Here is a 25,321-nt window from a genome sequence, read left to right on the forward strand (position 1 = left end):
GAAATCGGAAATCGGAAATCGTAAATTCAAAATAATAAAGTTTAAAAAAAGGACGGCATCTTTGGTTCAATGGGACGGCATCTTTTTATTGGAACGTGCGCTTCAATCGTAAAATACTATCACTTAAGTTACTATGAACCAATTGATAACTTTCAAATTTTCTGGTCGCAAGACCTACTTTTTATTCCGTTCAATAAAACCTATCACACTTTTTGATACGTTTTTCCCCGAGGTGTTCTCAATGCCCTCAAGTCCCGGCGTACTATTGATCTCCAAAACTAGCGGACCATTTTTGGACTGTAAAATATCCACCCCGCAAAAGGATAGATTCATCGCCCAGGCTGCCTGCACCGCTATTTTTTCCTCTGCCGCAGAAAGGGAAATTATTTCTGAAGTTCCTCCGCGGTGGAGATTACTTCTAAAATCCCCAATCTTGCACTTGCGCTTCATAGCGGCGACCACTACCCCATCTACTACAATGGCACGAATGTCTGTTCCTTGTGCCTCCTCAATATATTCCTGAAGGATAAATTTTACCCCGGCGGCGTTTAATGTTTCAATGGTTGCCAAGGCATTCTGGGCGCTTTCCGAAAGTATAACGCCCTCGCCATGCGTACCCTCCAAAATCTTGATAATTACCGGCCGGCCGCCAAAACTTTTAAGTTGTTCCTCAAATTCATAATAGGAAGCGAATAAGGTTCGCGGCATCGAAATTTTATTTTTTGCCAAAAGCTGAAAACACGTCCATTTATCGCGGCTGTTTACAATTCCCTGTGAGGACACCACCGTAAACACCCCCATCGCCTCAAATTGCCGAACTACATTAGTGCCATAAAAAGTGTTGGAAGTCCCAATACGCGGAATGATAGCATCAATGTTTTCCACTTTTTCATTCTCGTAATAAAGTACGGCGCTGTTATTTTCCACGGACAACCTGCAGTAGGTTGGATCCAAAACTTCCATAGCATGGTTTCTGGCCTCGCCCGCCTTTATAAGGCTTTTGGTGGAATAAAGAGCTTCCCCGCGGGAAAGGATGGCAATGTTCATAAATACATATTGTTGCCGCAATTTAACGAAAAAGAAGGATGGCAATATTGCCCTAAAAAACTTTAATCCTTAATTAACATATTGCCCCTAAAAACGTTTTCAATAAAATATACAAACAAGTATCTTTGATGCTATGGTCAAGGCTTCGGTAACTCTTCAAATTTCCACGCTTCCCGATTCTCCCGGGGTTTACCAATACTATGATAAAGATGGAAAATTGCTGTACGTGGGGAAGGCAAAAAACCTAAAAAAACGCGTTTCATCCTATTTTACAAAGAAGTTTGACAGCAACCGTACGCGCGTTCTGGTAAAGAAGATTGAAACCATAAAACACATTGTTGTAAAAACCGAAACCGACGCGCTTTTACTGGAAAACAACCTCATAAAAAATTACCAGCCGCGGTACAATATTATGCTCAAGGATGACAAGAGTTATCCGTGGATTTGCATAAAGAATGAACGCTTTCCCAGGGTTTTCCCCACCCGTAGGCTTATAAAGGATGGCAGCGAATATTATGGCCCCTACACCAGTATGAAAACCGTACACACACTGCTGGATTTAATAAAAGGCCTCTACCCGTTGCGCACCTGCAATTATGATCTTGCGGAAGAAAAAATAAAGGCCGAAAAATACAAGGTCTGTTTGGAATTCCATTTGGGGAATTGCGCCGGCCCTTGCGAAGGGCTTTATTCTGAAAAGGAATACCACGAAAACATTGAAGCCATTCGCAATATTGTAAAAGGAAACTTCAAAGATTCGCTGCAAAAATTTAAGAGCCAGATGAAGCAACTGGCTGCCGACCTAAAATTTGAACAGGCCCAACGCGTAAAGGAAAAGATTGATATCCTTGAAAATTACCAGAGCAAGTCCACCGTGGTTAACCCCAAGATCAATAATGTGGATGTTTTCACCATAATTTCTGATGACAGCTACGCGTACGTCAATTTCCTGCAACTCTCTCACGGTGCCATTATTCGCTCCCATACGCTTGAAATCAAAAAGAAATTGGACGAGTCTGATGAAGAGCTGCTTCAACTGGCCATAATTGAACTTCGGCAGCGGTTCAATTCACTTTCAAATGAAATTTATGTTCCTTTTGAAGTTGAAGTTGGCGAGGATATAAAAGTGCACGTTCCAAAACTTGGTGATAAAAAAGCGATACTCGATCTATCTGAAAGAAATGCGAAATACTTCAGAATGGAAAAATTCAAACAAGCAAAGATTGTTGATCCAGACCGTCATGAAAAAAGAATCATGGCGCAGATGAAGAAAGACCTACGCCTTTCCGAAGAACCCCGCCATATTGAGTGTTTTGATAACAGTAACATTCAAGGAACAAATCCCGTGGCGGCGTGCGTAGTTTTCAAAAATGGAAAACCGAGCAAAAAGGACTATCGTAAGTTTAACATAAAAACGGTGGAAGGACCGGATGATTTTGCCTCGATGGAAGAAGTAGTGTACCGCCGTTATAAAAGATTGCTCGCCGAAGAGCAACCTTTACCGCAGCTCATCATCATAGATGGTGGTAAGGGACAGCTTTCATCCGCGCTTAAAAGTTTGGATAAATTGGAGCTCCGCGGAAAAATAGCCATTGTGGGTATTGCAAAAAGACTGGAAGAACTTTTTTACCCGAACGACCCCGTGCCGCTTTATTTGGATAAAAAATCGGAAACGCTGAAAATAATCCAGCAACTGCGGAACGAGGCACACAGATTTGGGATTACCTTTCACCGAAGCAAACGAAGCAAACAAGCGCTCAATACCCAGCTGGAGACCATTCCCGGCATCGGTGAAAAAACGGTGGTTGAGCTGTTGAAGCATTTTAAAAGTACAAAACGGATTGCTTCGGCAAATTTTGATGAACTCTCAAAAGTTGTGGGCAGCAGCCGCGCCAATAAGTTGATAGCTCATTTCAATAGTAGCAATTAGCAAAAAAATTAAAAATTATAAACACTTAAACCTGTGATCTTATAAACTTATAAACACTTAAACCTGTAATCAACAAACTCAACAATGAAAAAAATACTTTTTATAGTATTTGTTTTAATAAGCACCGTAGCCTTTCCGCAGCAAAAAGGTGAGGATCTAAAAGTAGGTCTGGTGCTGAGCGGCGGCGGCGCCAAAGGTCTAGCGCATATTGGGGCGTTGAAGATTATTGAGCAATCCGGAATTCGAATTGATTATATTGGCGGGACCAGTATGGGTGCCATTATAGGTTCGCTTTATGCTGCCGGATATTCCGCGAAGCAACTGGACAGTATTTTCTTGGCGACGGATTTCAACACGTTGATACAGGATGAAATTCCGCGCAGCGCAAAAACTTTTTATGAAAAGGAAGAATCTGAAAAATATGCGCTTGTGCTTCCTTTTGATAATTTTAAAGTGGGTTTTCCATCCGGTCTTTCCAAAGGGCAGAATGTTTACAATCTCTTTTCAAGATTGACAAGCCACGTAAACGATATTTCGGATTTTAGCCAGCTGCCAATTCCTTTTTTTTGCGTTGCTACAGATGTGGAAACCGGAAAGGAAGTAATTCTTGACCGCGGCTACCTGCCACGGGCGGTTACGGCGAGCGGTGCGCTGCCCTCGCTTTTTAGCCCGGTAGTTATCAACAATCAGGTTTTAATTGATGGTGGCGTGGTAAACAATTACCCCATAGAGGAACTGCGCGCCAAGGGAATGGACATTATTATAGGCGTGGATGTGCAGGATAGTTTGAAATCCCGGGAAAATCTAAAGTCGGCTTTTGAAGTTTTGGTGCAGGTAAACAATTACCGAACAATCAAGGATATGACCGAAAAACGGAAAATGACGGATGTGTACATCAACCCAAATATTGAAGATTTTTCCGTGGTTTCCTTTGATGCGGGAGAGGCAATTATAGATGCGGGAGCAGAGGCTTCTGCTCCATTTATTGAGCAAATGATGGATATTGCGAGCAGGCAACTTCCGCGTGAGCGCAAAAAAATAGAATTTCTGGAAAGGGATTCCCTATATGTAAAGGAAGTAAAGATTGAGGGCACAAAAAATTACACACGAAGCTATGTTCTTGGAAAACTAAAACTTCGCACGCCTTCAAAGATTACATACAAAAGTTTGAGCGAGGGAATTAATAATCTATCTGCCACCGGAAATTTTCAGGATATAAATTACCGGATCTTTACGGATGATAATGATAAAAGCACGCTGCTTTTCAGTCTAAGGGAAAATGACAGCAAAATGTTGCTTCGTATTGGCGCACATTACGATGATCTTTATAATGCGGCGGCACTCTTAAATGTTACGCGCAAACGTGTTTTCACAAATAACGATATTGCTTCGCTGGATTTTATAGTGGGGGACAATATTCGGTACAATTTCAATTATTATATAGACAAAGGATTTTACTGGAGCGTAGGCTTCAACAGTAGTTATAATAATTTTGAAAAAAATGTAGATTTAAGTTATGTTTCATTGGATCAGCAACAAGCGGAACAGAACGTAAGCTTAAATAAAATTTCTTTGGATTATAGTGATTTCACCAATCAAATATTCGCAGAAACCCTTTTTCAACGCATATTTACTTTGGGCGTAGGTGCAGAGCACAAATATTTACGTTATCTATCTGAAACCATTGGTATAGACGAAAACAATCTGCCACGGACGGTTTTTGAAAGCACAAATTATTACAGCGGTTTCGGGTTTTTGAAGTACGATACGTTCGATAATAGTTTCTTCCCGAATAGCGGCGTTTATTTTGAAGGTGATTTCCATTTATATCTTTTTGCCGAAGGAAGGAATGATGATTTTGAGCAGTTTTCCATAGCAAAAGCACGCTTTGGGTATGCAAAATCTTTTCTGAAGAAATTTTCGGCAGTGTTAACCACGGAAGGCGGATTTAAGATTGGCGGAAATAATACGCGCTCGCTTGACTTTTCATTGGGAGGTTATGGTTTCAAGGAAATCAATAATATTATTCCGTTTTATGGATATGAAGCGTTAAGTCTTCGCGGCGACACCTATTTGAAGTCTTCTTTGTTATTTGATTATGAAATTTTCAGAAAAAACCATCTTAACATCGCAGTAAATATCGCAAATGTTGGTGACGATCTATTTACCGATGGTAAATGGATTGACGGTTTGGACTACAGTGGATTTGCATTGGGCTATGGACTCGAAACATTTTTTGGCCCCATTGAATTGAAATATTCATTTTCTCCGGAAACCCACAATAGTGAATGGTTTGTGAATGTAGGCTATCGGTTTTAATAGTTTCTTGGCCCAAAGGCACATATATTTTTACGATATTTGTAAAGCAAACTTAGAAAATATGCCATTTTATCATCAATTGGGAAAAATTCCTCCCAAACGCCATACACAATTTCGCAAGCCAGATGGATCACTTTATTCCGAACAACTTTTTGGGACCATTGGTTTTGACGGAATGTATAGTAACATTTATCACGAAAATAGGCCCACGCAAGTAAAGGAGATAAAAAAGCAGTATAGCGTGGCGCCGAAAATTGCAAAACAGAATAACATTCAATCATACCGCTTAAAAGGATTTGAAGTAAACCCAGAAAAGGATTATCTAGATAGCAGAAAAACGGTGCTAACCAATAGCGATTGCAGCATTATTTTGGCCGCTCCGCAAGAATCCCAACGCGATTATTTCTATAAAAATACCGATGCCGACGAATTGATTTTTATTCATAAAGGTTCGGGTAAACTTAGAACTTTTTTGGGCAATCTTGATTTTAAATACGGAGATTATCTGCTGATACCGCGTGGTGTTATTTACAAAATTGACTTTGATACAGATGATAACCGTCTCTTTATTGTAGAATCACGCCGACCTATTTACACACCAAAAAGATATAGGAACTGGTTTGGCCAACTTTTGGAACATTCACCCTATTGTGAGCGCGATATTCGGAAACCGCAAGAGCTTGAAACCCACAATGAAAAAGGGGAATTTCTAATAAAAGTGAAAAAAGGTGATGAAATTATAGAAATGGTTTATGCCGCACACCCATTTGATGTGGTAGGGTATGATGGTTATAATTTCCCGTACGCCTTCTCCATTCACGATTTTGAACCCATAACCGGCCGAATCCACCAGCCGCCACCGGTACACCAAACCTTTGAAACAGATGCGTTTGTAGTCTGCAGCTTTGTTCCGCGGTTGTATGATTACCACCCAAAAAGCATTCCCGCGCCCTACAATCACAGTAATATTGATAGCGATGAGGTACTTTATTATGTAGATGGCGATTTTATGAGCAGAAATGATATTGCGGCCGGGCACATTTCATTACATCCCGCGGGAATTCCGCACGGGCCACACCCGGGCGCAACTGAGCGAAGTATCGGCAAAACGAAAACAGATGAACTTGCCGTAATGGTAGATACCTTTAAACCTTTAATGGTAACTGAAGATGCCATGAAAATTGTTGACGGTACGTATTACCAAAGTTGGTTGGATCATTAAAACCTAAAATATATTGCCTACAATTTTAATAAAAATGGATTTCGATTTTATTTTTACAGCAATGATCATTTGCCAAAACATATTCATATTGAAAAAGAAAATAAAACAGCAAAATACAATCTCGAACCTATTGAACTAGTCAAGTCACGTAAATTTACTACTGCTGAAATAAGTAAAATACGCATTCTAGTGGAAGAAAATTTAGAATTATTTAAAAACAAATGGGATGAATACTTTAACAAATAATAAATCAAGTAATGCTGTTGACTTGTCTTTTTCAAAAGATTTTATAAAAATCACTTTTGAAGATGCCAGACAACTTTCGGTTCCCTTAGAATGGTTTCCGAGGCTCCGAAATGCTTCAAAAGAAGATTTAAACAATTGGAGATTTATTGGTGATGGAGAAGGTATCCATTGGGAAAGTTTAGATGAAGATATTTTAATTGAAAACCTTTTGATATAATACTATCAATTTTTTAAAAATAAATTATGAGCAAAGAAGTAAAATCAGTCGATTATGGGCTGGAGAAAATATTTGAAGGAGCAGAAGATTTTCTGCCATTGTTGGGTACCGATTACGTAGAATTTTATGTGGGTAATGCTAAGCAATCTGCACATTTCTACAAAACCGCTTTTGGATTTCAATCCTATGCTTACAGCGGTCTGGAAACAGGATCACGAGATTCGGTAAGTTATGTTTTGAAACAGGATAAAATACGTTTGGTTTTGACTACGCCGCTCAATAGTGCTTCACCTATAAATGACCATATTGTAAAGCACGGTGATGGTGTAAAGGTAATTGCACTTTGGGTTGATGATGCGCGTAGTGCTTTTGAGGAAACTACAAAACGAGGCGCAAAACCCTATATGGAGCCAAAAGTTGAAAAAGACGAAGACGGCGAAATAGTGAGAAGCGGAATCTATACCTATGGTGAGACCGTCCATATGTTTGTGGAACGGAAAAACTATAACGGGAAATTTTTACCGGGCTTCCGTGAATGGAAAAGTGACTACAACCCAGAACCTACCGGCTTAAAATATATTGACCATATGGTAGGAAATGTTGGTTGGGGCCAAATGAACAAATGGGTAAAATGGTACGAAGATGTTATGGGTTTTGTGAATTTCCTATCATTTGATGATAAACAAATCCATACTGAATATTCAGCATTGATGAGCAAGGTAATGAGCAACGGTAATGGCCGAATAAAATTCCCCATAAACGAACCAGCTGAAGGAATAAAAAAATCACAGATTGAGGAATATCTGGATTTTTATGAAGACAGTGGCGTACAGCATCTAGCAGTGGCAACGGACGATATTATTAAAACCGTTAGCCAGCTAAAAGCACGTGGTGTTGAATTTTTACCGCCACCGCCACAAGCCTATTATGATGATATTCCAAGAAGGCTTGGTTCCCATATGGAAATGATGAAAGAGGACATCAATGAACTGAAAAATCTTTCGATTATGGTTGATGCCGATGAGGAAGGATATTTACTTCAAATTTTCACAAAACCTGTTGAGGACAGGCCAACCCTCTTTTTTGAGATAATTCAGCGGATGGGAGCCAAAGGCTTTGGAGCTGGAAATTTCAAGGCGCTTTTTGAATCCATAGAGCGTGAACAGGCCCAGCGCGGAACTTTGTAAAAAGTATGAAATATTCTGGAGACTCCATCGTCTATAGATGGAGTTTCCTTATTTTGGAACAATAGTTGTAAAACCAAAACCGAAAACTTAATTGCCGGTTCCATGAAAAAGCTACTTACGCTTTTATTTCTTTTCAATGTATTTTTAATTTCTTCCCAAGAGAAGGCCTATGGCGACGGTGAATATTTTAAATTCCGCGTCCACTATGGCTTTGTTACCGCCGGTTACGCAACGCTGAATGTAAAAAGCACCACGCTTAACGGAAAAAATGTATACCATGTTAAGGGTTTTGGTGAAACCGTGGGTATGTCCAGTTGGTTTTTTAAGGTCCAGGATGATTATCAATCCTACATAGATAAGGAATCAAATACACCCTATCGTTTTATTCGAAAGATAGATGAAGGCGGCTATACTAAAGATATTGTTATCGATTTTGATCATTACCGAAACAAGGCAACCGTTAACGATAAAAAAAAAGATGAAGTTGAGGTATTCAGCGTTTTGGACGGAACACAGGATATGATTTCCGCTTTCTATTACCTTCGAAACAAGCTCGATATTTCAGACATAAAAGAAGGGGAAACAGTAGAAATGAATATGTTTTTTGATAAGGAAAACTATAAATTCAAACTTAAATTCCTTGGCCGCGAAGTTTTAAAAACAAATTTTGGTAATATTGCAACTTTAAGGTTTCGGCCATACGTGCAGTCTGGCAGGGTTTTCAAGGAAAAGGAAAGTTTGACCGTATGGATAAGTGACGATGCCAATAAAATTCCGCTTCTCATAAAGGCAGATTTGGCAGTGGGTTCGTTAAAGGCAACCTTAACTGAATTTAAAGGACTTCAGCATTCTTTCAAAATAATTGCTGATTGAAATAGAATATATAATACAGAAATTTCCCCGTATTGAAGCATTTAATTTTAGCAACATTAGCAGCCATAATTTTTACCGCGTGTGAAAACACGAAAGACGATATAATTGAAGAAACCATTCCGCAGGAAACCATTATTGAGCAATATGGTTATATTCTTAACGATTTTAATGTAGTCCGCGATACCATTAGAAATGGAGATACTTTCGGGGATATTTTGAATGCGAATGGTGTATCGCAGGATCAAATCCTTGAGGTAGCAAATAAATTCCGAGATAGTTTTGATGTTCGAAAAATAAGAGTTGGAAAACCCTATGTGTTGCTAAATTCAAAAGATTCCCTGAACAAAACTCAGGTCTTTATCTATGAAACCAATAAAGTAGACTATGCAGTTATTGATTTCAGAAATGAAATAAACTGCTACAACAGCCAAAAACCCGTTCATTATGTAGAAAAAGTTGCTTCCGGGGTTATTACCAGCAGTCTTTCAGCCACTATGGAGGAGCAAAACCTGAGTCCTTACATGACGGACCAATTGGCGAGTATTTATGCTTGGACTATCAATTTTTTCAAACTACAGCCGGGCGACCGTTTTAAAGTTGTTTACTCACAGAAGTTTATAAATGATACAATTCCGGGTGGTCTAGATGAAATAAAAGCCGCATACTTTGAGCACGGCGGAAAAAAACTGTACGCCTTTAAATATACCACGGACTCCATTGAAAATATTTCAGGTTATTATGATGAAAATGCGAATAATTTGAAGAGAGCATTTTTAAAGGCACCGGTAAAATTCAGCAGAATTTCTTCGCGATATAACCTCACACGCAGAATTAAATATTACGGCTACAAATTGCGCCCACACCGCGGGACAGATTTTGCAGCGCCCATTGGCACTCCCATTCTTGCCACGGCAGACGGAACCGTAACCAAATCAGAACGAAAAGGCGGAAATGGAAATTATGTGAAAATAAACCACAATAGCACCTACGATACACAATATCTTCATATGAAAGCGCGCAACGTAAAAGTAGGTCAGCGCGTGAGCCAAGGTGATGTAATTGGCTGGATAGGAATGACTGGCAACACGGGAGGTCCCCACGTTTGCTATCGCTTTTGGAAAAATGGTAAGGAAGTAGATCCGTTCAAGGAAGATACACCATTTTCACAACCATTGCCCAAAGCAATCCACGAGCAATATTTTTCAACCATTGCGCCCATTAAAGATAAAATGGACTGCCTGGTTTTTTAATCTTTCCACCATTTAAATTTGTTAATAAACTGTTACTAAGTAACAGGCAAGAGCCTATTTTTCAATTATTTAATTGAATAATTTTAAGATGCCAATAAATTCTTGTTGATTTCTTAACTATTATTTATTGAATAAACACATACAGAAATATAATTTTGACCCTGTTTTAATTAAATAACTACTTATGAAAAAACTCTTACTTATTATGCTGTTTCTGAGTACTTTTGCTTCGTTTTCGCAAGGGAAGGTCACCGGAAAAATTATTGATGCACAATCTGGACAACCCCTTTCTGGTGCTAATGTGGTAGAAACGGGAACATCGAACGGGACAATCGCTGATTTTGATGGCAACTTTACAATCAACGTAAAATCTAATTCGGGAACCCTTACTTTTTCTTTCGTAGGTTTTCTTGAGACAACAGCATCATACACCTTAAATAACGGAATTGCGAATGTGGGTCAAATTTCAATGACTACAGATACAGATGCTCTTGAAGAGGTAGTAATTACTGCTTCCGGAGTTGTAGATATTGCAAAGGATAGGGAAACTCCCGTGGCTGTTTCAACCATTCGCTCTGAAGAAATTCAGGAAAAATTAGGATCGCAGGAATTTCCTGAAATCTTGAACAATACACCTTCCATTTACGCCACCAAGCAAGGGGGAGGTTTTGGTGATGCGCGTATCAACATTCGTGGTTTTGATACGCAAAATTCGGCAGTGCTTATTAACGGTATCCCCGTGAACGATATGGAAAATGGTATTGTATACTGGAGCAACTGGGCGGGACTGTCTGATGTAGCTTCTGCAATACAAGTTCAGCGTGGTTTGGGCTCTTCAAAACTTACGGTTTCTTCCGTGGGTGGAACCATCAACGTTATTACCCGTAGTGCGGATAGGCAAGAAGGCGGCTTTTTCAGCGGAACCGTGGGCAACAACAATTACATTAAAAACGTAGCTTCCTATTCTACGGGCTTATCTGAAAATGGATGGTCCGGTTCATTCCTTTTCAGTAGAACTGAAGGGGATGGTTATGTAGATGGAACTGAGTTTGAAGCATACAATTACTACATAGGCGTAGGTTACAAACCGAATGATTCACATTCCTTTGAATTCACTTTAACCGGTGCTCCCCAACAGCACAACCAGCGCGGTTTTGCCCCGGCAATTTCAGATTATATTCAATATGGAAGTAATGGCGAGCCTAGAATAAAATACAATAGCGATTGGGGACTGCGCAACGGTCGCGAATTCACATTCGCCGGAAATTTTTATCACAAACCATTGGCATCGCTTAACTGGGAATGGGATCTTAGCGAAAATTCAAAAATAAGCACTTCAGCCTATGCCTCTTTTGGTCGTGGGGGCTCTGTAGGATCTATCGGTAGAATTAATAGAAACCAATCTTTTGCACTTCCCAAAACCGAAAATGGTTTAGTTCCAGTCGATGCCATCATTGCCTATAACTCGGGTGGTTTTGTACCAGAATTGGGCGGTGTCCGCTTTGGATATTCTGGCGGTGGCGGTGCTTTCCAGGGCCAATTTGTTAATGGAAACAACAGCAGTTCACAATTTGTAAGTGATTCCGGTTTTATCAATGGAAGGCAAAACGGTATATCCCAACGGTCTTCGGTGAACTCCCATAACTGGTATGGTTTGATTTCAAATTTTGAAACAAATCTAAATGAAAACCTTACCATGGATTTTGGTATCGATTTACGTTCATACACAGGTTTCCACTACCGAAGATTGGTAGACCTTTTGGGAGCTGACGTTTATGTGGATAGCGATAATATTAATAATCCATACAGATTTTTAACTGAAACATACGAGCCCACCGTCGGCAACACCTTCAATGTATTTAAAAGTATTGATGATGAGGAAAAAATTGATTACTATAATGATGGAAACGTAAGCTGGCTGGGCGCTTTCGGGCAGTTGGAATATTCAAATGAAACCATTTCAGGTTTTGTGCAGGGCGCAATTTCAAATCAAGGTTTTCAACGGGTTGATTATTTCAACTATTTGGATTCTGACCCTGAGCAGGAATCCAAAACCGAAAATATTTTAGGTGGTAATATTAAAGGTGGCGTTAACTTCAATATTGATGAAAAGAACAATATTTTCGCAAATGCTGGGTATTATTCAAAACAGCCACTTTTTGATGCCGTTTTTCCGAGTTTTGTTTCCAATGAAATCAATGAAAATTTGGTCAATGAAAAAATTATTGGAACTGAAATAGGTTACGGGTTCCGTACACGCGGGTTTCGTGCCAATTTGAACTTGTACCGTACCAGTTGGGATGATCGTTTTTCAACCATTTCGCAAAATATTGATGTAAATGGCACCCCGGAAGATTCAAACGATGACATACGCGGAACGGCAAATATCCAAGGCATCAAGCAGGTACATATGGGAGCTGAATTTGATTTCACTGCACGCATTAATGATGTGCTTTCTTTCAACGGTATGGTTTCTTACGGAGACTGGCGCTATGACGGAAACGTTTCCGCCGCCTTTTTTGATGAAAGTAACCAGCCCATTCTTGAAAACGGGCAGCCAAGCGTGGGGACATTGTATCTAGACGACATCAAAGTAGGAGATGCGGCCCAATTCACGGCCAGTTTGGGTACTTCGGTAAACATCTTAAAAAACTTAAAAGTGGATGCAAACTACCGTTTCGCCGATAAACTTTATGCAGAAATAAATGCCGAGGATTTTGACACTCCAGACAATAATGGTTCTTTGGAATTGCCGAGTTTTGGCCTGCTGGATGCGGGATTGTCCTTCAGTGTTCCTTTTATGGAAAGATATAAAACGTTGGATTTCAGATTGAACATAAACAACGTTTTGGATAAAACCTATATTTCTGAATCTGATACCAATTTCTTCGCACAGCCCGGTGATCCAACCTACGATGGTATCGCTACTTCAAACCGTGTATTTTTCGGTTTTGGAACTACTTGGAATGCCAGCGTTCGCTTGAATTTCTAAAAAAGAATTTCTTCTAAAGATGAAAACATTCTCCAAAGTACTATTTTGGGGAATGTTTTTTATTTAAATAAAACTATCTTTGGAAACATTCCGAAAAAATCGAAATTTATGTATTCCACTATTCAATTTATACATTCTTACTGGGCATATTTAGTAGTAATTGTAGTGCTTTTGGCAACATTGAATGCCCTAGCGGGATTGTTCACAAAAAAGGAATATGGCGCAAATGATTTCAGGATTTCGCTCTTCGCATTGATTATTACGCACATTCAGTTCTTGATTGGGCTAGTTCTTTTTTTCATTTCACCCTTTGGGCTAAAAAATATTATGAATTTAGGAATGGGTGAAGTAATGAAGGATCCAAATTATAGATTGCTTGCGGTTGAGCATCCACTTGTTATGATTTTGACGGTAACATTCATAACCGTTGGATATTCCAAGCATAAAAAGAAATTACTTTCTGGGAAAAAATTTAAAACCTTGGCCATATTTTATACCATCGCGGCTATTCTATTATTGAGCAGAATTCCTTGGGGACAGTGGTTTTAGAAAAAATTAAATGAGCATAAAAAAGAAAAACCTGTTAGCCAAACTAACAGGTTTTTTTTATTTGTAAAATATTAATTTTATTTCTGAAGATTCTTTGCCTCGATACTAAGCGTGGCGTGCGGAACCAAACGAAGACGATCTTTGTTGATGAGCTTCCCGGTTACGCGGCAAATTCCATACGTTTTGTTTTCAATGCGCACCATCGCATTCTTCAAATCACGGATAAATTTTTCCTGACGAATTGCAAGCTGGGAGTTTGCCTCCTTGCTCATTACTTCGCTGCCTTCGTCAAAAGCTTTGAACGTAGGCGAAGTATCATCCGTCCCATTATTGCTATCGTTTTTATAGGAGCTTTTAATGAGTTCCAATTGTTCAATTGCTTTGTTTATTTTATCCTGTATCAAACCTCTGAATTCATCCAACTCAGCGTCTGAAAATCTTGTACGTTCTTGTTCTACCATTTCCATTTTATTTTGTTATTTCAAACCCGAAGGTTATCTTTTTTTAATACTTATTTTAGTTTCAATATCATCAAATGCAATCTCGATTCCGTTTGGGATATCCGTTTCAAAACGAAGTTCGTCCGTTAACGTTTCTTCTTTTATGTATTGAAGGTTTTGTTTTACTGCTTCCTTCAATATTTCATTTTCACCAAGGGTTATTTTTACCCTATCCGTTACCTCAAACCCGCTGTCCTTTCTCAGATTTTGGATTCTGTTTACCAATTCCCTTGCAATACCCTCGTTTTTCAATTGGGGGGTAAGGGTTACGTCTAGCGCTACGGTTATGCCGCCAGCATTTGCAACCAACCAGCCCTCAATATCTTGCGAGCTTATTATTACATCAGCGAGCGCCAAAGTAGTATTTTTTTCGTTAACCAAAACAGTTATTTCACCATCTTTTTCAAGTTTGGAAATTTGTTTTTGGTCAAAGCCCGAAATAACCGATGCCACTACTTTCATATCTTTGCCGAAACGTGGGCCTAGCGCCTTGAAATCTGGTTTTATCTGCTTTACCAGCATTCCAGAACCTTCATCGATTAATTCAATTTCCTTCACGTTCACTTCACTTTTAATCAATTCTGAAACCGCAAGTATTTCTTCTTTTTCTGAAGTTTCCAAAACGGGAATCATAATTTTTTGAAGGGGCTGCCGCACTTTTATTTTCTCGCGCTGCCGCAATGAAAGAACAAGCGATGAAATGGTCTGCGCCTTTTGCATCTTGTGTTCCAGCTTTTTATCAATGAACGAATTGTCCGCTTTTGGAAAATCGGTCAAATGTACCGAAGCTTTTTTATCTTTTTCAATAGGTTGTGTTAAATCTATGTAAAGCCTATCCATAAAGAAAGGGGCAATGGGCGCACCCAATTTTGCAATGGTTTCCAAACACGTAAAAAGCGTTTGGTATGCTGATATTTTATCATCATTGTAGCTGCCTTTCCAGTATCTTCTTCGGCTGAGGCGTACAAACCAGTTGCTCAAATTTTCTTGGACAAATTCTGAAATTGCCCGCGTTGCCTTTGTTGGCTCATAATCTGTGTAATAATCATCCACTTTCTGTATAAGCGTGTGCAATTCTGAAAGTATCCAGCGATCAATTTCCGGGCGATTTGCCAGCGGAAGGTCTTCTTCAATATACTTAAAATTATCGAGATTGGCGTACAAACTGAAGAAACTATAGGTATTATATAGCGTTCCGAAGAATTTATTTCGCACTTCCGCGATGCCATCTTGGTCAAACTTCAAATTGTCCCACGGATTTGCATTGCTAATCATATACCAGCGTGTGGCATCTGGCCCATAAACGTCTAAGGTTTCAAAAGGATCTACTGCATTGCCGAGACGCTTGCTCATTTTTTGGCCGTTTTTATCTAAAACCAGTCCGTTTGAAACCACATTTTTGTAGGCAACATCATCAAAAAGCATAGTCGCAATGGCGTGAAGCGTATAGAACCAGCCACGTGTTTGGTCCACTCCTTCGGCAATAAAATCGGCCTTGCGCCAGGTATTTTCAACTTTCGCTTTATTTTCAAAAGGATAATGCCATTGCGCATAGGGCATGCTTCCGCTGTCAAACCAAACATCAATCAAATCTGCTTCACGTTTCATCGGTTTTCCGCTGGGCGAAACGAGCGTGATTCCATCTACAATATTATTATGAAGATCCACCTTTGCATAATTTTCTTCTGAAAAATCGCCTATTTTGAAATCCTCAAAAATATCGTGTTCCATGAATCCGGCCGAAACTGATTTTTGCATTTCAGTTTTTAATTCTTCCACAGAACCGATGATAATTTCTTCTTTTCCATCCTCTGTTCTCCAGATGGGAAGCGGAATTCCCCAATATCGTGAACGCGAGAGGTTCCAATCATTTGCATTTGCAAGCCAATTTCCAAAGCGTCCTTCACCGGTAGCTTTCGGTTTCCAGTTTATTTCTTTATTAAGTTCAAACATCCTATCCCTAAATTCAGTCACTTTTATAAACCAGGAATCTAGTGGATAATACAAAATGGGCTTGTCCGTGCGCCAGCAATTGGGGTAGCTGTGCAAATATTTTTCAACCTTAAATGCTTTGTTCTCGGTCTTCAGTTTTATCGCAATTTCAACATCCACGGATTTTTCGGGAACGTCAGCATCATCATAATATTCATTTTTTACGTATTTGCCAGCAAATTCCTTCATCTCTGGGCGAAATTTTCCCTGAAGATCTACCAATGGAACCAAATTTCCATTTTCATCTTTTACCAACATAGGTGGCACCTCTGGAATTGCCTCTTTTGCCACCTTGGCGTCATCTGCACCAAAGGTTGGTGCAGTGTGCACAATACCAGTTCCATCTTCGGTTGTAACAAAATCACCAGAAATTATTCGAAACGCATTTTCGGGATTTTGAAACGGGTGCGCATAATCCAGCAATTGTTCATATTTTATTCCCACCAAATCTGCTCCCTTAAATTCCTTCGCTATAAAATACGGAATGGTTTTATCGCCCTGTATATAGGATTCCAAAACATCCTCATTTGGTTTTTCCTCGTAGTTTTTTGAGAATTGACTGGACACCAAATTTTTTGCCAGCACCACATTTATGGGTTGGAAGGTGTATTGGTTAAATGTTTTCACCAACACATAATCAATCTTTGCTCCCACGGTTAATGCCGTGTTACTTGGAAGTGTCCACGGAGTTGTGGTCCAAGCGAGAAACCAGATATTATTGGATTCCTCAGCAAGAAAATCCGGCAAAGTCTCTGCCATTGCCTTAAATTGTGCAACTACTGTAGTATCCGTAATATCTTGGTACGTTCCCGGCTGGTTGAGCTCGTGCGAACTCAAGCCGGTACCCGCTTTTGGGGAGTATGGCTGAATGGTATAACCCTTGTAAAGTAAGTTTTTATTGTAAATTTCCTTAAGCAGAAACCATACGGTTTCCATATACTTTGGCTCGTAAGTTACGTACGGATCTTCCATATCTACCCAATACCCTGCGCGTTCGGTAAGATTGTTCCAAACATCGGTGTAGCGCATGACTGCTTTTTTACAAGCCTCGTTGTACGCCTCCACTGATATTTTTTTGCCGATATCCTCCTTCGTGATTCCCAATTCTTTTTCAACCCCAAGTTCTATGGGCAATCCGTGCGTATCCCAACCCGCTTTTCTATCAACCTTAAAGCCCTTCTGCGTTTTGTACCTGCAAAAAATATCTTTTATGGCGCGTGCCATCACATGGTGGATGCCCGGAAGCCCGTTGGCAGATGGCGGTCCTTCAAAAAACACAAAAGGCTGGGCATCTTCACGAATGGCAATACTCTTTTCGAAAATATTTTCGTCTTTCCAAAAAGTGAGTATTTCTTCCGCAAGTTTTGGCAGATCCAAGCCTTTGTATTCCTTAAATTTTGTGCTCATGAATTTTATTCTTTTGATAAAGAGTGCAAAAGTAAGGAATAAAAAAGAAAATAGAATGCGCGAAACAGATGCAAAATACTTGAAATACCAATGCCGAATAGCTGTGGAATTTCAAAAAAAAGCGCTTAATGAATTTTTTCCGAAGATTTCAATTTCAATTATTTGCTTTTTCATCAAAACGGTGATATAATTTTGATTAATGCATTTTTTCCCTCAAATTTGAAGTTCTTTTTTTAAATAGCATAACAAAATTCGACAATGAAAAAATGCCTGCTACTTCTTATTGCCCTTCTCTCGATTGCCTCTGTAAATTCTCAAATTCTCGACCCCGTAAAATGGTCCACAAGCATTAAAAAAATATCTGAAACCGAATATGATTTGGTTTCAAAAGCATCCATTGAAAAAGGCTGGCATTTGTATTCACAGGAAGTGCCGGAAGATGGGCCGCTGCCCACATTATTTACATTTGAAGAAAATAGCGCTTACAAAACCATTGGAAAACCGAAGGAAAGTAAAGGCCATACGGTAAATGATCCTGTTTTTGACATGGTTATTACTTTTTTTGAAAATTCAGCAACTTTTACACAGCGAATTAAACTCACCGGAAATACTGGCACCACCGTTAAGGGTGAAGTGGAATTTATGGTTTGCGATGATCAACGTTGCCTCCCTCCGGCCTATGTGGATTTGGTCTTTAAAATTCCAGCTCCCGAAAAAACAACAGAAAATGCCGTAACCGAAAACACCACCGAAACTCCGGAAGAAACGATTGATACTCCAGTAGAAATTCAGGACACAACTAAAATTGATTCTTCTGAAACTGCTATTGCAAATGATTCTATACGCGCCGCATCGGGAAATGAGGCATCGGTCGCCGCTTTGGAACAAAATGAAAAGCACGAGAAAAAAGGACTTTGGACTATTTTTATAATTGCATTTCTTTCAGGATTTGCTGCTTTGCTAACCCCTTGCGTATTCCCAATGATACCGATGACGGTAAGTTTTTTTACCAAACAGAGCAAAACCCGAGCTACCGGGATTAGAAATGCCATAGTTTATGGGATAGCAATTATTTTAATTTATATTTTTTTAGGCGCGGTCGTAACATGGGTTTTTGGCGCGGATGCTTTAAACGCATTGTCTACCAATGTTTGGTTCAATGTGATATTTTTTATTCTTTTAGTGGTTTTTGCCTTTTCATTTTTGGGCGCTTTTGAAATTATGCTTCCAAATTCTTGGGCAAATAAAGTTGATAGGCAAGCAGACCGTGGGGGAATGATAGGTATTTTCTTTATGGCACTTGCCTTGGCAATTGTTTCATTTTCCTGTACGGGACCCATTGTGGGAACGCTTTTGGTTGAGGCAGCTTCGAAAGGCGGAATTGCTCCGTTTGTTGGAATGTTTGGCTTTTCATTGGCTTTGGCATTGCCCTTTGCACTTTTCGCGGCTTTTCCGGGTTGGATGAATTCTTTACCAAAATCTGGAGGATGGCTTAATACCGTGAAAGTATTTTTGGGCTTTTTGGAGCTGGCATTAGCCTTCAAATTTTTATCAAATGCAGATTTGGTTCTTCAGCTTCACTGGCTGGAACGGGAAGTATTCCTCGCAATTTGGATTGCTATTTTTGGCACACTGGCACTTTATCTCTTTGGAAAGATACAATTGCCGCACGACTCGCCACTCTCAAATATTTCAGTTGGCAGATTGAGCTTGGGACTTCTCATTTTGGCTTTCACAGTATATATGATTCCCGGACTTTGGGGCGCACCTTTAAAATTAATTAGCGGATTTCCTCCACCAATGCAATATAGCGAATCTGCCTACGGCGTTGGTTATACTAAAACAAGCAGCGCTGGTGGAATTTCTGAAAAAACGGATTTTCCCGAAGGTGCACATTTGGGACCGCAAGATATCCTATCCTTTGACGATTACGAGACCGGATTGGCCTATGCGAAAAAAGTGGGAAAACCAGTAATGATTGATTTTACGGGTTATGCTTGCGTTAATTGCAGAAAAATGGAGGAGCGTGTATGGAGCGAACCAAAAATTTTGAAAGTTTTGAATAATGATATCGTGCTCATTTCGCTTTATGTGGATGACAAACGCCCGCTACCGGATGGCGAAGAGATTGTTTCAGAAATTTCTGGTAAGAAACTTCGTTACATTGGCCAAAAATGGAGTGAATTCCAAATTCTGAAATACAAGGCAAACGCCCAGCCATTTTATGTTTTGATGAACCATAACGAAGAAAATTTAATTGATCCCGTTGGCTACACGCCAGACATCGATGAATATTATAATTGGTTACGTACAGGGATTGAAGCATTCGAAAAATAGTAATGACCGGAGGATAAATTAAACGATTCCCTTTTGAAAAAATATTGTTATTTATTCCTCATCATCCCAATGATGGCACATTCACAAAATTATGTGGACCTACTTAAAATAGGATATGGCCAAACTTTCAATAATAATTTTGAAGACGCAAACAGCAGTACATATGTAAAATCGTTTGACGTTGGCCTTACATTGCCCATAGTTTTAAATAAAAGTCACGCATTAATAACGGGAGCTGATTTCAGCCGAAATAATCTGCAGCTTTTCCCAGAAACCAATTTTAAAAGTCTTTACAGTACCAATGTGAAATTGGGATTGGCCTCTACGTGGACTGAGAAATGGAGCACCACGGTTGTTTTGCTTCCTAAAATTGCTTCCGATTATCACATTATTACTTCCAAAGATTTTTACGTGGGCGGTTTTGCCTTGCTTAAATTGAAGAAAAAGGAAAATCTCATCTATCGTTTCGGCGCATATGGTTCCCAGGAGGCTTTTGGGTTTTTCACCACTCCCATAATTGGATGGTATTATTTAAGCCCCAATAAAAAGTTTGAAATGGATATGAGCTTGCCTATTTCAGCTGATGTCAATTATACTTTCGGAACAACCACTTTGGGCCTAGATTACTACGGAATAGGAAGAAGTTTCAGGCTTCATTATGAAAATAGCACTTCACTCTATGCAGATCTAAGTTCTTTGGAATTTGCCGCCTATGCGCAATTCAACACTTTTGAAAAAAGCGTTCTATTGCGTGCGAAAGTGGGATACAGTAGCAACGATTACGAGGTTTACCGAAGCGATGAAAAAATAGATTTGGGCGTTTCAGCATTTAGTTTTGGGGATGATAGAACACAATTAAACCCAAGTATTTCTGGCGGATTCTTTTTTCGAATGGAAGCCATTTATAGATTTCAAATTGAAGCGAAGAACGATACCGAAATTCCTACTTCAAAATAAGTTAATTTTCAGCTTAAGCTAGTACTTCAATACAATAATTTATTATTGAATATGTTGCTTCCATCTCAAAATTTCTATCTTTAATATATGGAAAGAGCTTGTCCTGAGTGCGGGAGAAAAATTTTGGGGCGTGCAGATAAAAAATTCTGTAGCGATGCGTGCCGCAATTCGCGCAACAATCTATTGAACAAGGATAATAAAAACTTGATACGGAATATCAACAATATGCTCCGAAAAAACTATCGCATTCTCGAATCCCTTAATATTGAAAATAAAACCAAGACTACCAAGGATAAACTCCTGCGATTGGGCTTCAGTTTTGATTATTTCACGGGAATTTATACCACCAAAACTGGTTCCACTTATTTCTACTTATACGATCAGGGCTATCTTCCGCTAGAAAATGATTATTATCTACTCGTTAAAAAAGAGATTTAGCTGAATTAAAAATCATAAAAAAACCGCTTTAAGTTTTCTTTATATTGGGGAGAGAAAACTTAAAACGGGAAATTGAATTTTTCCGAAATTGGAAAATTCATTTTTTATCTTCTAAATTATTCAAAGGCTGTATAATCAAACTTTTGGCCGCCAACTGATACCTCAGCCATTAAGCCGCCTTTGGGCATTGTAAATACGGCGACACCATCATTATATTTTACATTTAAAGTAGCATCTTCTTTTACTGCAACCGCAGAAACCTGTCCAGTGAACTCAAGGTCGTCATCCATAAATTCCTGTAATGCCGCGTCAGTTTTAAAGAATATAACCTCGCCATAAGCTTCTCCGCCTATTTGCGCACCTATATCAAGTTGTTTCATCTTCGCCATTCCTACCAAAGTGCCACGCTCGTAAACGGCACCGTTTCCTGAGGCTGCACCTACTATCAACGCTCCTTTCCCAACATTCGGGAAAATTACATACGCCTTTGCATCATCAAAATAAGTTTGGATTTTTTTGTTTGTTTTAATCATTTCTGCTTTTACCATTTCAGCATCCTTGATTACTTTTTTGTCATCTGAATTTTGCGCTATTAATGTCGTTCCGATAAATAGCACCACAAGGGTAAAAATTTTTGTCAGTTTCATATGTGTAGTTTTTTTTGTTACCGACAAATCTAATGACTAAAAAATAACACTGGCGTTAATTACCTGTTAGTAAGTGTAAAGGGAATGCCAAAATTTAAACGTAGATATTTGTAAAAAGAAAACTTCATTACAAAAGAGTAATGAAGTTTTTTATGATGCCAAATTGGATTTTATAAATATTCGCTAAAGTGCATTTTTATAATGTCCGTCAAATAATCTTCATTTAACGGTTTGCTGTAAAAACCGCGCACGCTGCTGTACACATTTGCCCTTTCTTTGTCCCTCTCGTCAATGGAATTGCTGAGCATGGTTAAAATAATTTCACCTTTTTGCGCTACCTCCAGTTTTTCATATTCCTCTAAAAATTCCCAACCATTCATTCCGGGCATATTGATATCCAAAAAAATGAGGGTGGGTTGTGGATGGACGCCCTCCAATTCACTTCTTAAATAATCCAGTGCCTCTTGGCCACTATAGGAAATGTGGATATTATCCGTGATTCCCATTTTGCGGATTTTGCGCTCGTGGTAAAAGTTATCACTTTCTGAATCGTCAATCAATAAAACATTTTTCAGTTTTTTCTTCATTGGTTATTTTTTTATGGTGAAATGAATGGTGCTACCAACACCAAAATCTGAGGTAACCCAGATGTTTCCGTGGTGCAATTCTACGATTTTTTTACAAAATGCCAAACCTATTCCTTGTCCGTCATAATCTTTGGTGCTGTGAAGTCTGCTGAACATATCAAAAATCTTCGTGAAATCCTTATCCGGAATACCAATCCCGTTATCCTTTATATGAAAGTTGAAATAACTGACCGTTTCATCAACAGTTATCTGAATATTCGGGGTTACATCTGGCGCGGTGAATTTAATGGCATTGCTAATTAAATTTTGAAATAATTGCTTCAGTTCAAGCTTGTAGCCGTGGATTTTTGGCATTTCATCACTCTCTATTACTATTTCACGTTCTTCAATAATAGCATCAAAATCATCAATAATATCATTCAATATTTCATTAACATCAACTTCTTCCATTTCGCCGCTTGTGCCCAATCTAGAAAATGACAGCAATCCGCTTATCAATTTTCGCATCCGGTCCACGGCACTGTTTATAAATTCAAAATACATGGTTGCCTCACCTTCCACTCGCTCTGGATAATCTTCCTGAAATATTTCAAGATAATTTGAAACGGTACGTAGGGGTTCCTGGAGATCATGCGAGGCAACATACGCAAAATGGTCCAATTGCTGGTTTTTTGCCAATAGCGAAGCATTTAAATTTTCTGATTCCAAAACGGCCTTTTCCTTAGCCAGAATTTCAGCTTCCTTTTGAAGGTTTGAATTGTGAAGATCCGTCAAAGTGCTTTTCAAATTTGCGTTTGAAAATTCCAGTCGCTCCTTTGTTTCCAATAATTCATTCATTAAAGGTTGTACGCGTTTTACCAAATTATAGATACTCAAAAACAGAATTACCGCCGCAATGCCTATGGTTATCAAAATAATGTATTTCCATATTTCGTAATTGTCCGCGCGCTCATCCAATAGACTGTTCTCAAAATCAATCATCATCTCCAAATTAGCCTGGATTTGATCTGCATTTTCTTGGTCCAACTTACCTTTCAAGACAATTTCCTCGACGTTACGCTCTTCGGAAAAAAGAATTACTTCAAAATCTGAAAAATTGAGATTTACTAGGCTGTCAACTAATTTTAACCGCTGCAATTGATTCTCATTATCCTGCATTAAAACAGATATTTCGGTAAATCTTTCATTATAATCCTTGCGCGCATTCTCAAAAGAATGCCTGTACCCAATCTGGTTCGTAAAAAGATAGCCTAACTTTTTACTTTCCATTTCGTTAATGGAGGACATCAACCGCCTAATATTGTTTTTAACCTCCCAGGTGTGGGCAACCAATTCTGCCGAAGCCGCATTTTTTATAAAGGAAAATGTTATCAAAAAAACAACCAATAACAGTGAGGAAATGAGCACTATAAAGTTATTGAGCCCAATATTTCGGATTCTTTTCATTTAACAGAGTTGTGAAGTTTCGGATTAATGCGTTAAATTTAGTTTTTAATTTGTTAATGAACTGATGCAGTATTAAATAATTTTAACACTTTAAATAAATTCTGAACCACCAATGAAATTACCAGATTGCCTTAATTTTTTAATTGTAGAAGATCTGGTTTCAGATTCATTTTTACTTCAGCGACAAATCAAAAAACTTTCAGACCACCCAGAAATTCGTTTTGTGGATACTGAGATTTCCCTCATCAACGCTCTAAAAACCTACATTCCAGATATGGTAATCACAGATTTTAACCTCGTGGGGATGGACGCTTTTGATGTGATACGGATCATTAAAGACTATAACAGCAAAATTCCGGTGGTTGTTATTACCGGAAATTTAAAAAATGAGGAAGATTCCCAGAAATTGCTGGATGCGGGCGCTTCCGGATTTTTTCTGAAAGAGCCCATAAATACTTTACACGAACGGTTGCTGCCAGTTTTCGAAAAAATTATAACCCAAAGCCAAAAACAATTGGAAACATTGGGCAACGAGCGTAAAAAATATGATAACCAAAAAGCCCAAAGTGATTTTTTAAGGGAATACACATTTAGTGAGACCAACTCCCGTAAAGCTCCACAAGAGAAAGAATCCGGATTTCTCTATTCAATTTTGAAATTCTTTGGAATGAAGGGTTCGTAAAAACCTTAAACATAATTGAAACTGAGAAATGGTTTCAGAATTGCCAAGATATTTCGGCCGTAGTCGGGATCTTTCTGCATTTCAATATAAGTGGCAAGTTCCACAATTTCCTCATCACTATAAAGCGTGCTGAAACCAGAATGGTACAGTTCAAAAATACCATCATTTATAGGTCTTTCTAATATTTTGAAGATTTTGTCATGTCTTTCATCGTGACGAATTTTTTCAAATAAATCTTCAACTACTTTTTTTTCGCCTTCTAAAATTTGAAAATGTGCCTTCCTTGTACAGTAAAATCCCAGTAATATGATGCAGATTATTATATGATTCAACCTGATGGAACAAGTTGTGAAGGACAATATTGTCCATTAAATCTACTGAATTGCTGATATAACATATTGAGTGAGGCATGAGCTTGGGACTACAATTTAAAATTAGATATTGTTTTTAAGAATGGTTTTTAAAGTATTGTTAAATGTTATTTAATTAAAATTTT

General features: G+C 38.8%; 20 protein-coding genes and 1 pseudogene. 14 read left to right on the top strand and 7 right to left on the bottom strand.

The genetic code is table 11. From position 1 onward, the window contains the following. Positions 1–174: 174 nt before the first annotated feature. Complete coding sequence (locus KIV10_RS02210; RefSeq protein WP_214111849.1) at positions 175–1,047, bottom strand: RimK family alpha-L-glutamate ligase; 873 nt, start codon at positions 1,045–1,047, stop codon at positions 175–177. A gap of 133 nt (positions 1,048–1,180) precedes the next feature. Between KIV10_RS02210 and uvrC the strand changes: the two genes are divergently transcribed. From uvrC to KIV10_RS02260, 10 genes are all read left to right on the top strand, one after another. Then, positions 1,181–2,977, top strand: coding sequence for an excinuclease ABC subunit UvrC (gene uvrC, locus KIV10_RS02215; protein ID WP_214111850.1), 1,797 nt, complete (start codon positions 1,181–1,183; stop codon positions 2,975–2,977). Positions 2,978–3,061: 84 nt separating this feature from the next. Beyond that, the gene (locus KIV10_RS02220; protein WP_214111851.1) at positions 3,062–5,296 is read left to right on the top strand and encodes a patatin-like phospholipase family protein; all 2,235 of its coding nucleotides are present in this window, start codon (positions 3,062–3,064) and stop codon (positions 5,294–5,296) included. A 61-nt stretch (positions 5,297–5,357) separates the two neighbouring features. Continuing rightward, a complete protein-coding gene (locus KIV10_RS02225) occupies positions 5,358–6,518 on the top strand; it encodes a homogentisate 1,2-dioxygenase (protein ID WP_214111852.1) in 1,161 nt (386 codons plus the stop codon). A 12-nt stretch (positions 6,519–6,530) separates the two neighbouring features. After that, positions 6,531–6,764, top strand: a complete 234-nt coding sequence (locus KIV10_RS14055; protein ID WP_407650146.1) for a DUF4160 domain-containing protein — start codon at positions 6,531–6,533, stop codon at positions 6,762–6,764. Next, a complete protein-coding gene (locus KIV10_RS02235) occupies positions 6,745–6,981 on the top strand; it encodes a DUF2442 domain-containing protein (protein ID WP_214111854.1) in 237 nt (78 codons plus the stop codon). The genes KIV10_RS14055 and KIV10_RS02235 overlap by 20 nt, the downstream gene beginning before the upstream one ends. 26 nt (positions 6,982–7,007) lie before the next feature. Then, complete coding sequence (gene hppD / locus KIV10_RS02240; RefSeq protein WP_214111855.1) at positions 7,008–8,168, top strand: 4-hydroxyphenylpyruvate dioxygenase; 1,161 nt, start codon at positions 7,008–7,010, stop codon at positions 8,166–8,168. 102 nt (positions 8,169–8,270) lie between these two features. Further along, positions 8,271–9,041 (top strand): DUF3108 domain-containing protein, encoded by a 771-nt coding sequence (locus tag KIV10_RS02245; protein ID WP_214111856.1) that lies wholly within the window; start codon positions 8,271–8,273, stop codon positions 9,039–9,041. A gap of 32 nt (positions 9,042–9,073) precedes the next feature. After that, the gene (locus KIV10_RS02250) at positions 9,074–10,291 is read left to right on the top strand and encodes a M23 family metallopeptidase (protein ID WP_214111857.1); all 1,218 of its coding nucleotides are present in this window, start codon (positions 9,074–9,076) and stop codon (positions 10,289–10,291) included. A 184-nt stretch (positions 10,292–10,475) separates the two neighbouring features. Continuing rightward, positions 10,476–13,283: a TonB-dependent receptor gene (locus KIV10_RS02255; protein WP_214111858.1), complete on the top strand. Its 2,808-nt coding sequence runs from the start codon at positions 10,476–10,478 to the stop codon at positions 13,281–13,283. Positions 13,284–13,391: 108 nt separating this feature from the next. After that, positions 13,392–13,832 carry a hypothetical protein gene (locus KIV10_RS02260; RefSeq protein WP_214111859.1) on the top strand — a complete coding sequence of 147 codons (441 nt, stop codon included), beginning with the start codon at positions 13,392–13,394 and terminating at the stop codon, positions 13,830–13,832. A 77-nt stretch (positions 13,833–13,909) separates the two neighbouring features. Here the strand turns inward: KIV10_RS02260 and KIV10_RS02265 are convergent, their stop codons facing one another. Both KIV10_RS02265 and ileS read right to left on the bottom strand, forming a co-directional pair. After that, on the bottom strand, positions 13,910–14,293 hold the full coding sequence (locus tag KIV10_RS02265) for a TraR/DksA family transcriptional regulator (protein ID WP_214111860.1): 384 nt from the start codon (positions 14,291–14,293) through the stop codon (positions 13,910–13,912). A gap of 33 nt (positions 14,294–14,326) precedes the next feature. Beyond that, positions 14,327–17,731 (bottom strand): isoleucine--tRNA ligase, encoded by a 3,405-nt coding sequence (ileS, locus tag KIV10_RS02270; RefSeq protein ID WP_214111861.1) that lies wholly within the window; start codon positions 17,729–17,731, stop codon positions 14,327–14,329. A gap of 258 nt (positions 17,732–17,989) precedes the next feature. On the opposite strand from ileS, the gene KIV10_RS02275 reads away from it, so the two are divergent. From KIV10_RS02275 to KIV10_RS02285, 3 genes are all read left to right on the top strand, one after another. Further along, entirely contained in the window at positions 17,990–20,068 is a 2,079-nt protein-coding gene (locus KIV10_RS02275; protein ID WP_214111862.1) for a protein-disulfide reductase DsbD family protein, read from the top strand. Between the two features lie 72 nt (positions 20,069–20,140). Continuing rightward, on the top strand, positions 20,141–21,025 hold the full coding sequence (locus KIV10_RS02280) for a DUF6268 family outer membrane beta-barrel protein (protein ID WP_214111863.1): 885 nt from the start codon (positions 20,141–20,143) through the stop codon (positions 21,023–21,025). 87 nt (positions 21,026–21,112) lie between these two features. Then, a complete protein-coding gene (locus KIV10_RS02285) occupies positions 21,113–21,463 on the top strand; it encodes a hypothetical protein (RefSeq protein ID WP_214111864.1) in 351 nt (116 codons plus the stop codon). A gap of 116 nt (positions 21,464–21,579) precedes the next feature. Here KIV10_RS02285 and KIV10_RS02290 read toward each other — a convergent pair whose 3' ends face one another. The 3 genes from KIV10_RS02290 to KIV10_RS02300 all read right to left on the bottom strand — a co-directional run bounded on the left by KIV10_RS02290 (position 21,580) and on the right by KIV10_RS02300 (position 24,143). Further along, on the bottom strand, positions 21,580–22,110 hold the full coding sequence (locus tag KIV10_RS02290; protein WP_214111865.1) for a lipid-binding SYLF domain-containing protein: 531 nt from the start codon (positions 22,108–22,110) through the stop codon (positions 21,580–21,582). 170 nt (positions 22,111–22,280) lie between these two features. Beyond that, entirely contained in the window at positions 22,281–22,697 is a 417-nt protein-coding gene (locus KIV10_RS02295; RefSeq protein ID WP_214111866.1) for a response regulator, read from the bottom strand. Between the two features lie 3 nt (positions 22,698–22,700). Then, the gene (locus KIV10_RS02300; protein WP_214111867.1) at positions 22,701–24,143 is read right to left on the bottom strand and encodes a sensor histidine kinase; all 1,443 of its coding nucleotides are present in this window, start codon (positions 24,141–24,143) and stop codon (positions 22,701–22,703) included. Between the two features lie 112 nt (positions 24,144–24,255). On the opposite strand from KIV10_RS02300, the gene KIV10_RS02305 reads away from it, so the two are divergent. Further along, on the top strand, positions 24,256–24,825 hold the full coding sequence (locus tag KIV10_RS02305) for a response regulator (protein ID WP_214111868.1): 570 nt from the start codon (positions 24,256–24,258) through the stop codon (positions 24,823–24,825). Between the two features lie 5 nt (positions 24,826–24,830). On the opposite strand, the pseudogene KIV10_RS02310 reads toward KIV10_RS02305, so the two are convergent. Continuing rightward, positions 24,831–25,236, bottom strand: a pseudogene (locus KIV10_RS02310) (BLUF domain-containing protein). Positions 25,237–25,321 lie beyond the last annotated feature (85 nt).

It is taken from the genome of Aequorivita echinoideorum (assembly GCF_018476645.1).
Lineage (GTDB): Bacteria > Bacteroidota > Bacteroidia > Flavobacteriales > Flavobacteriaceae > Aequorivita > Aequorivita echinoideorum.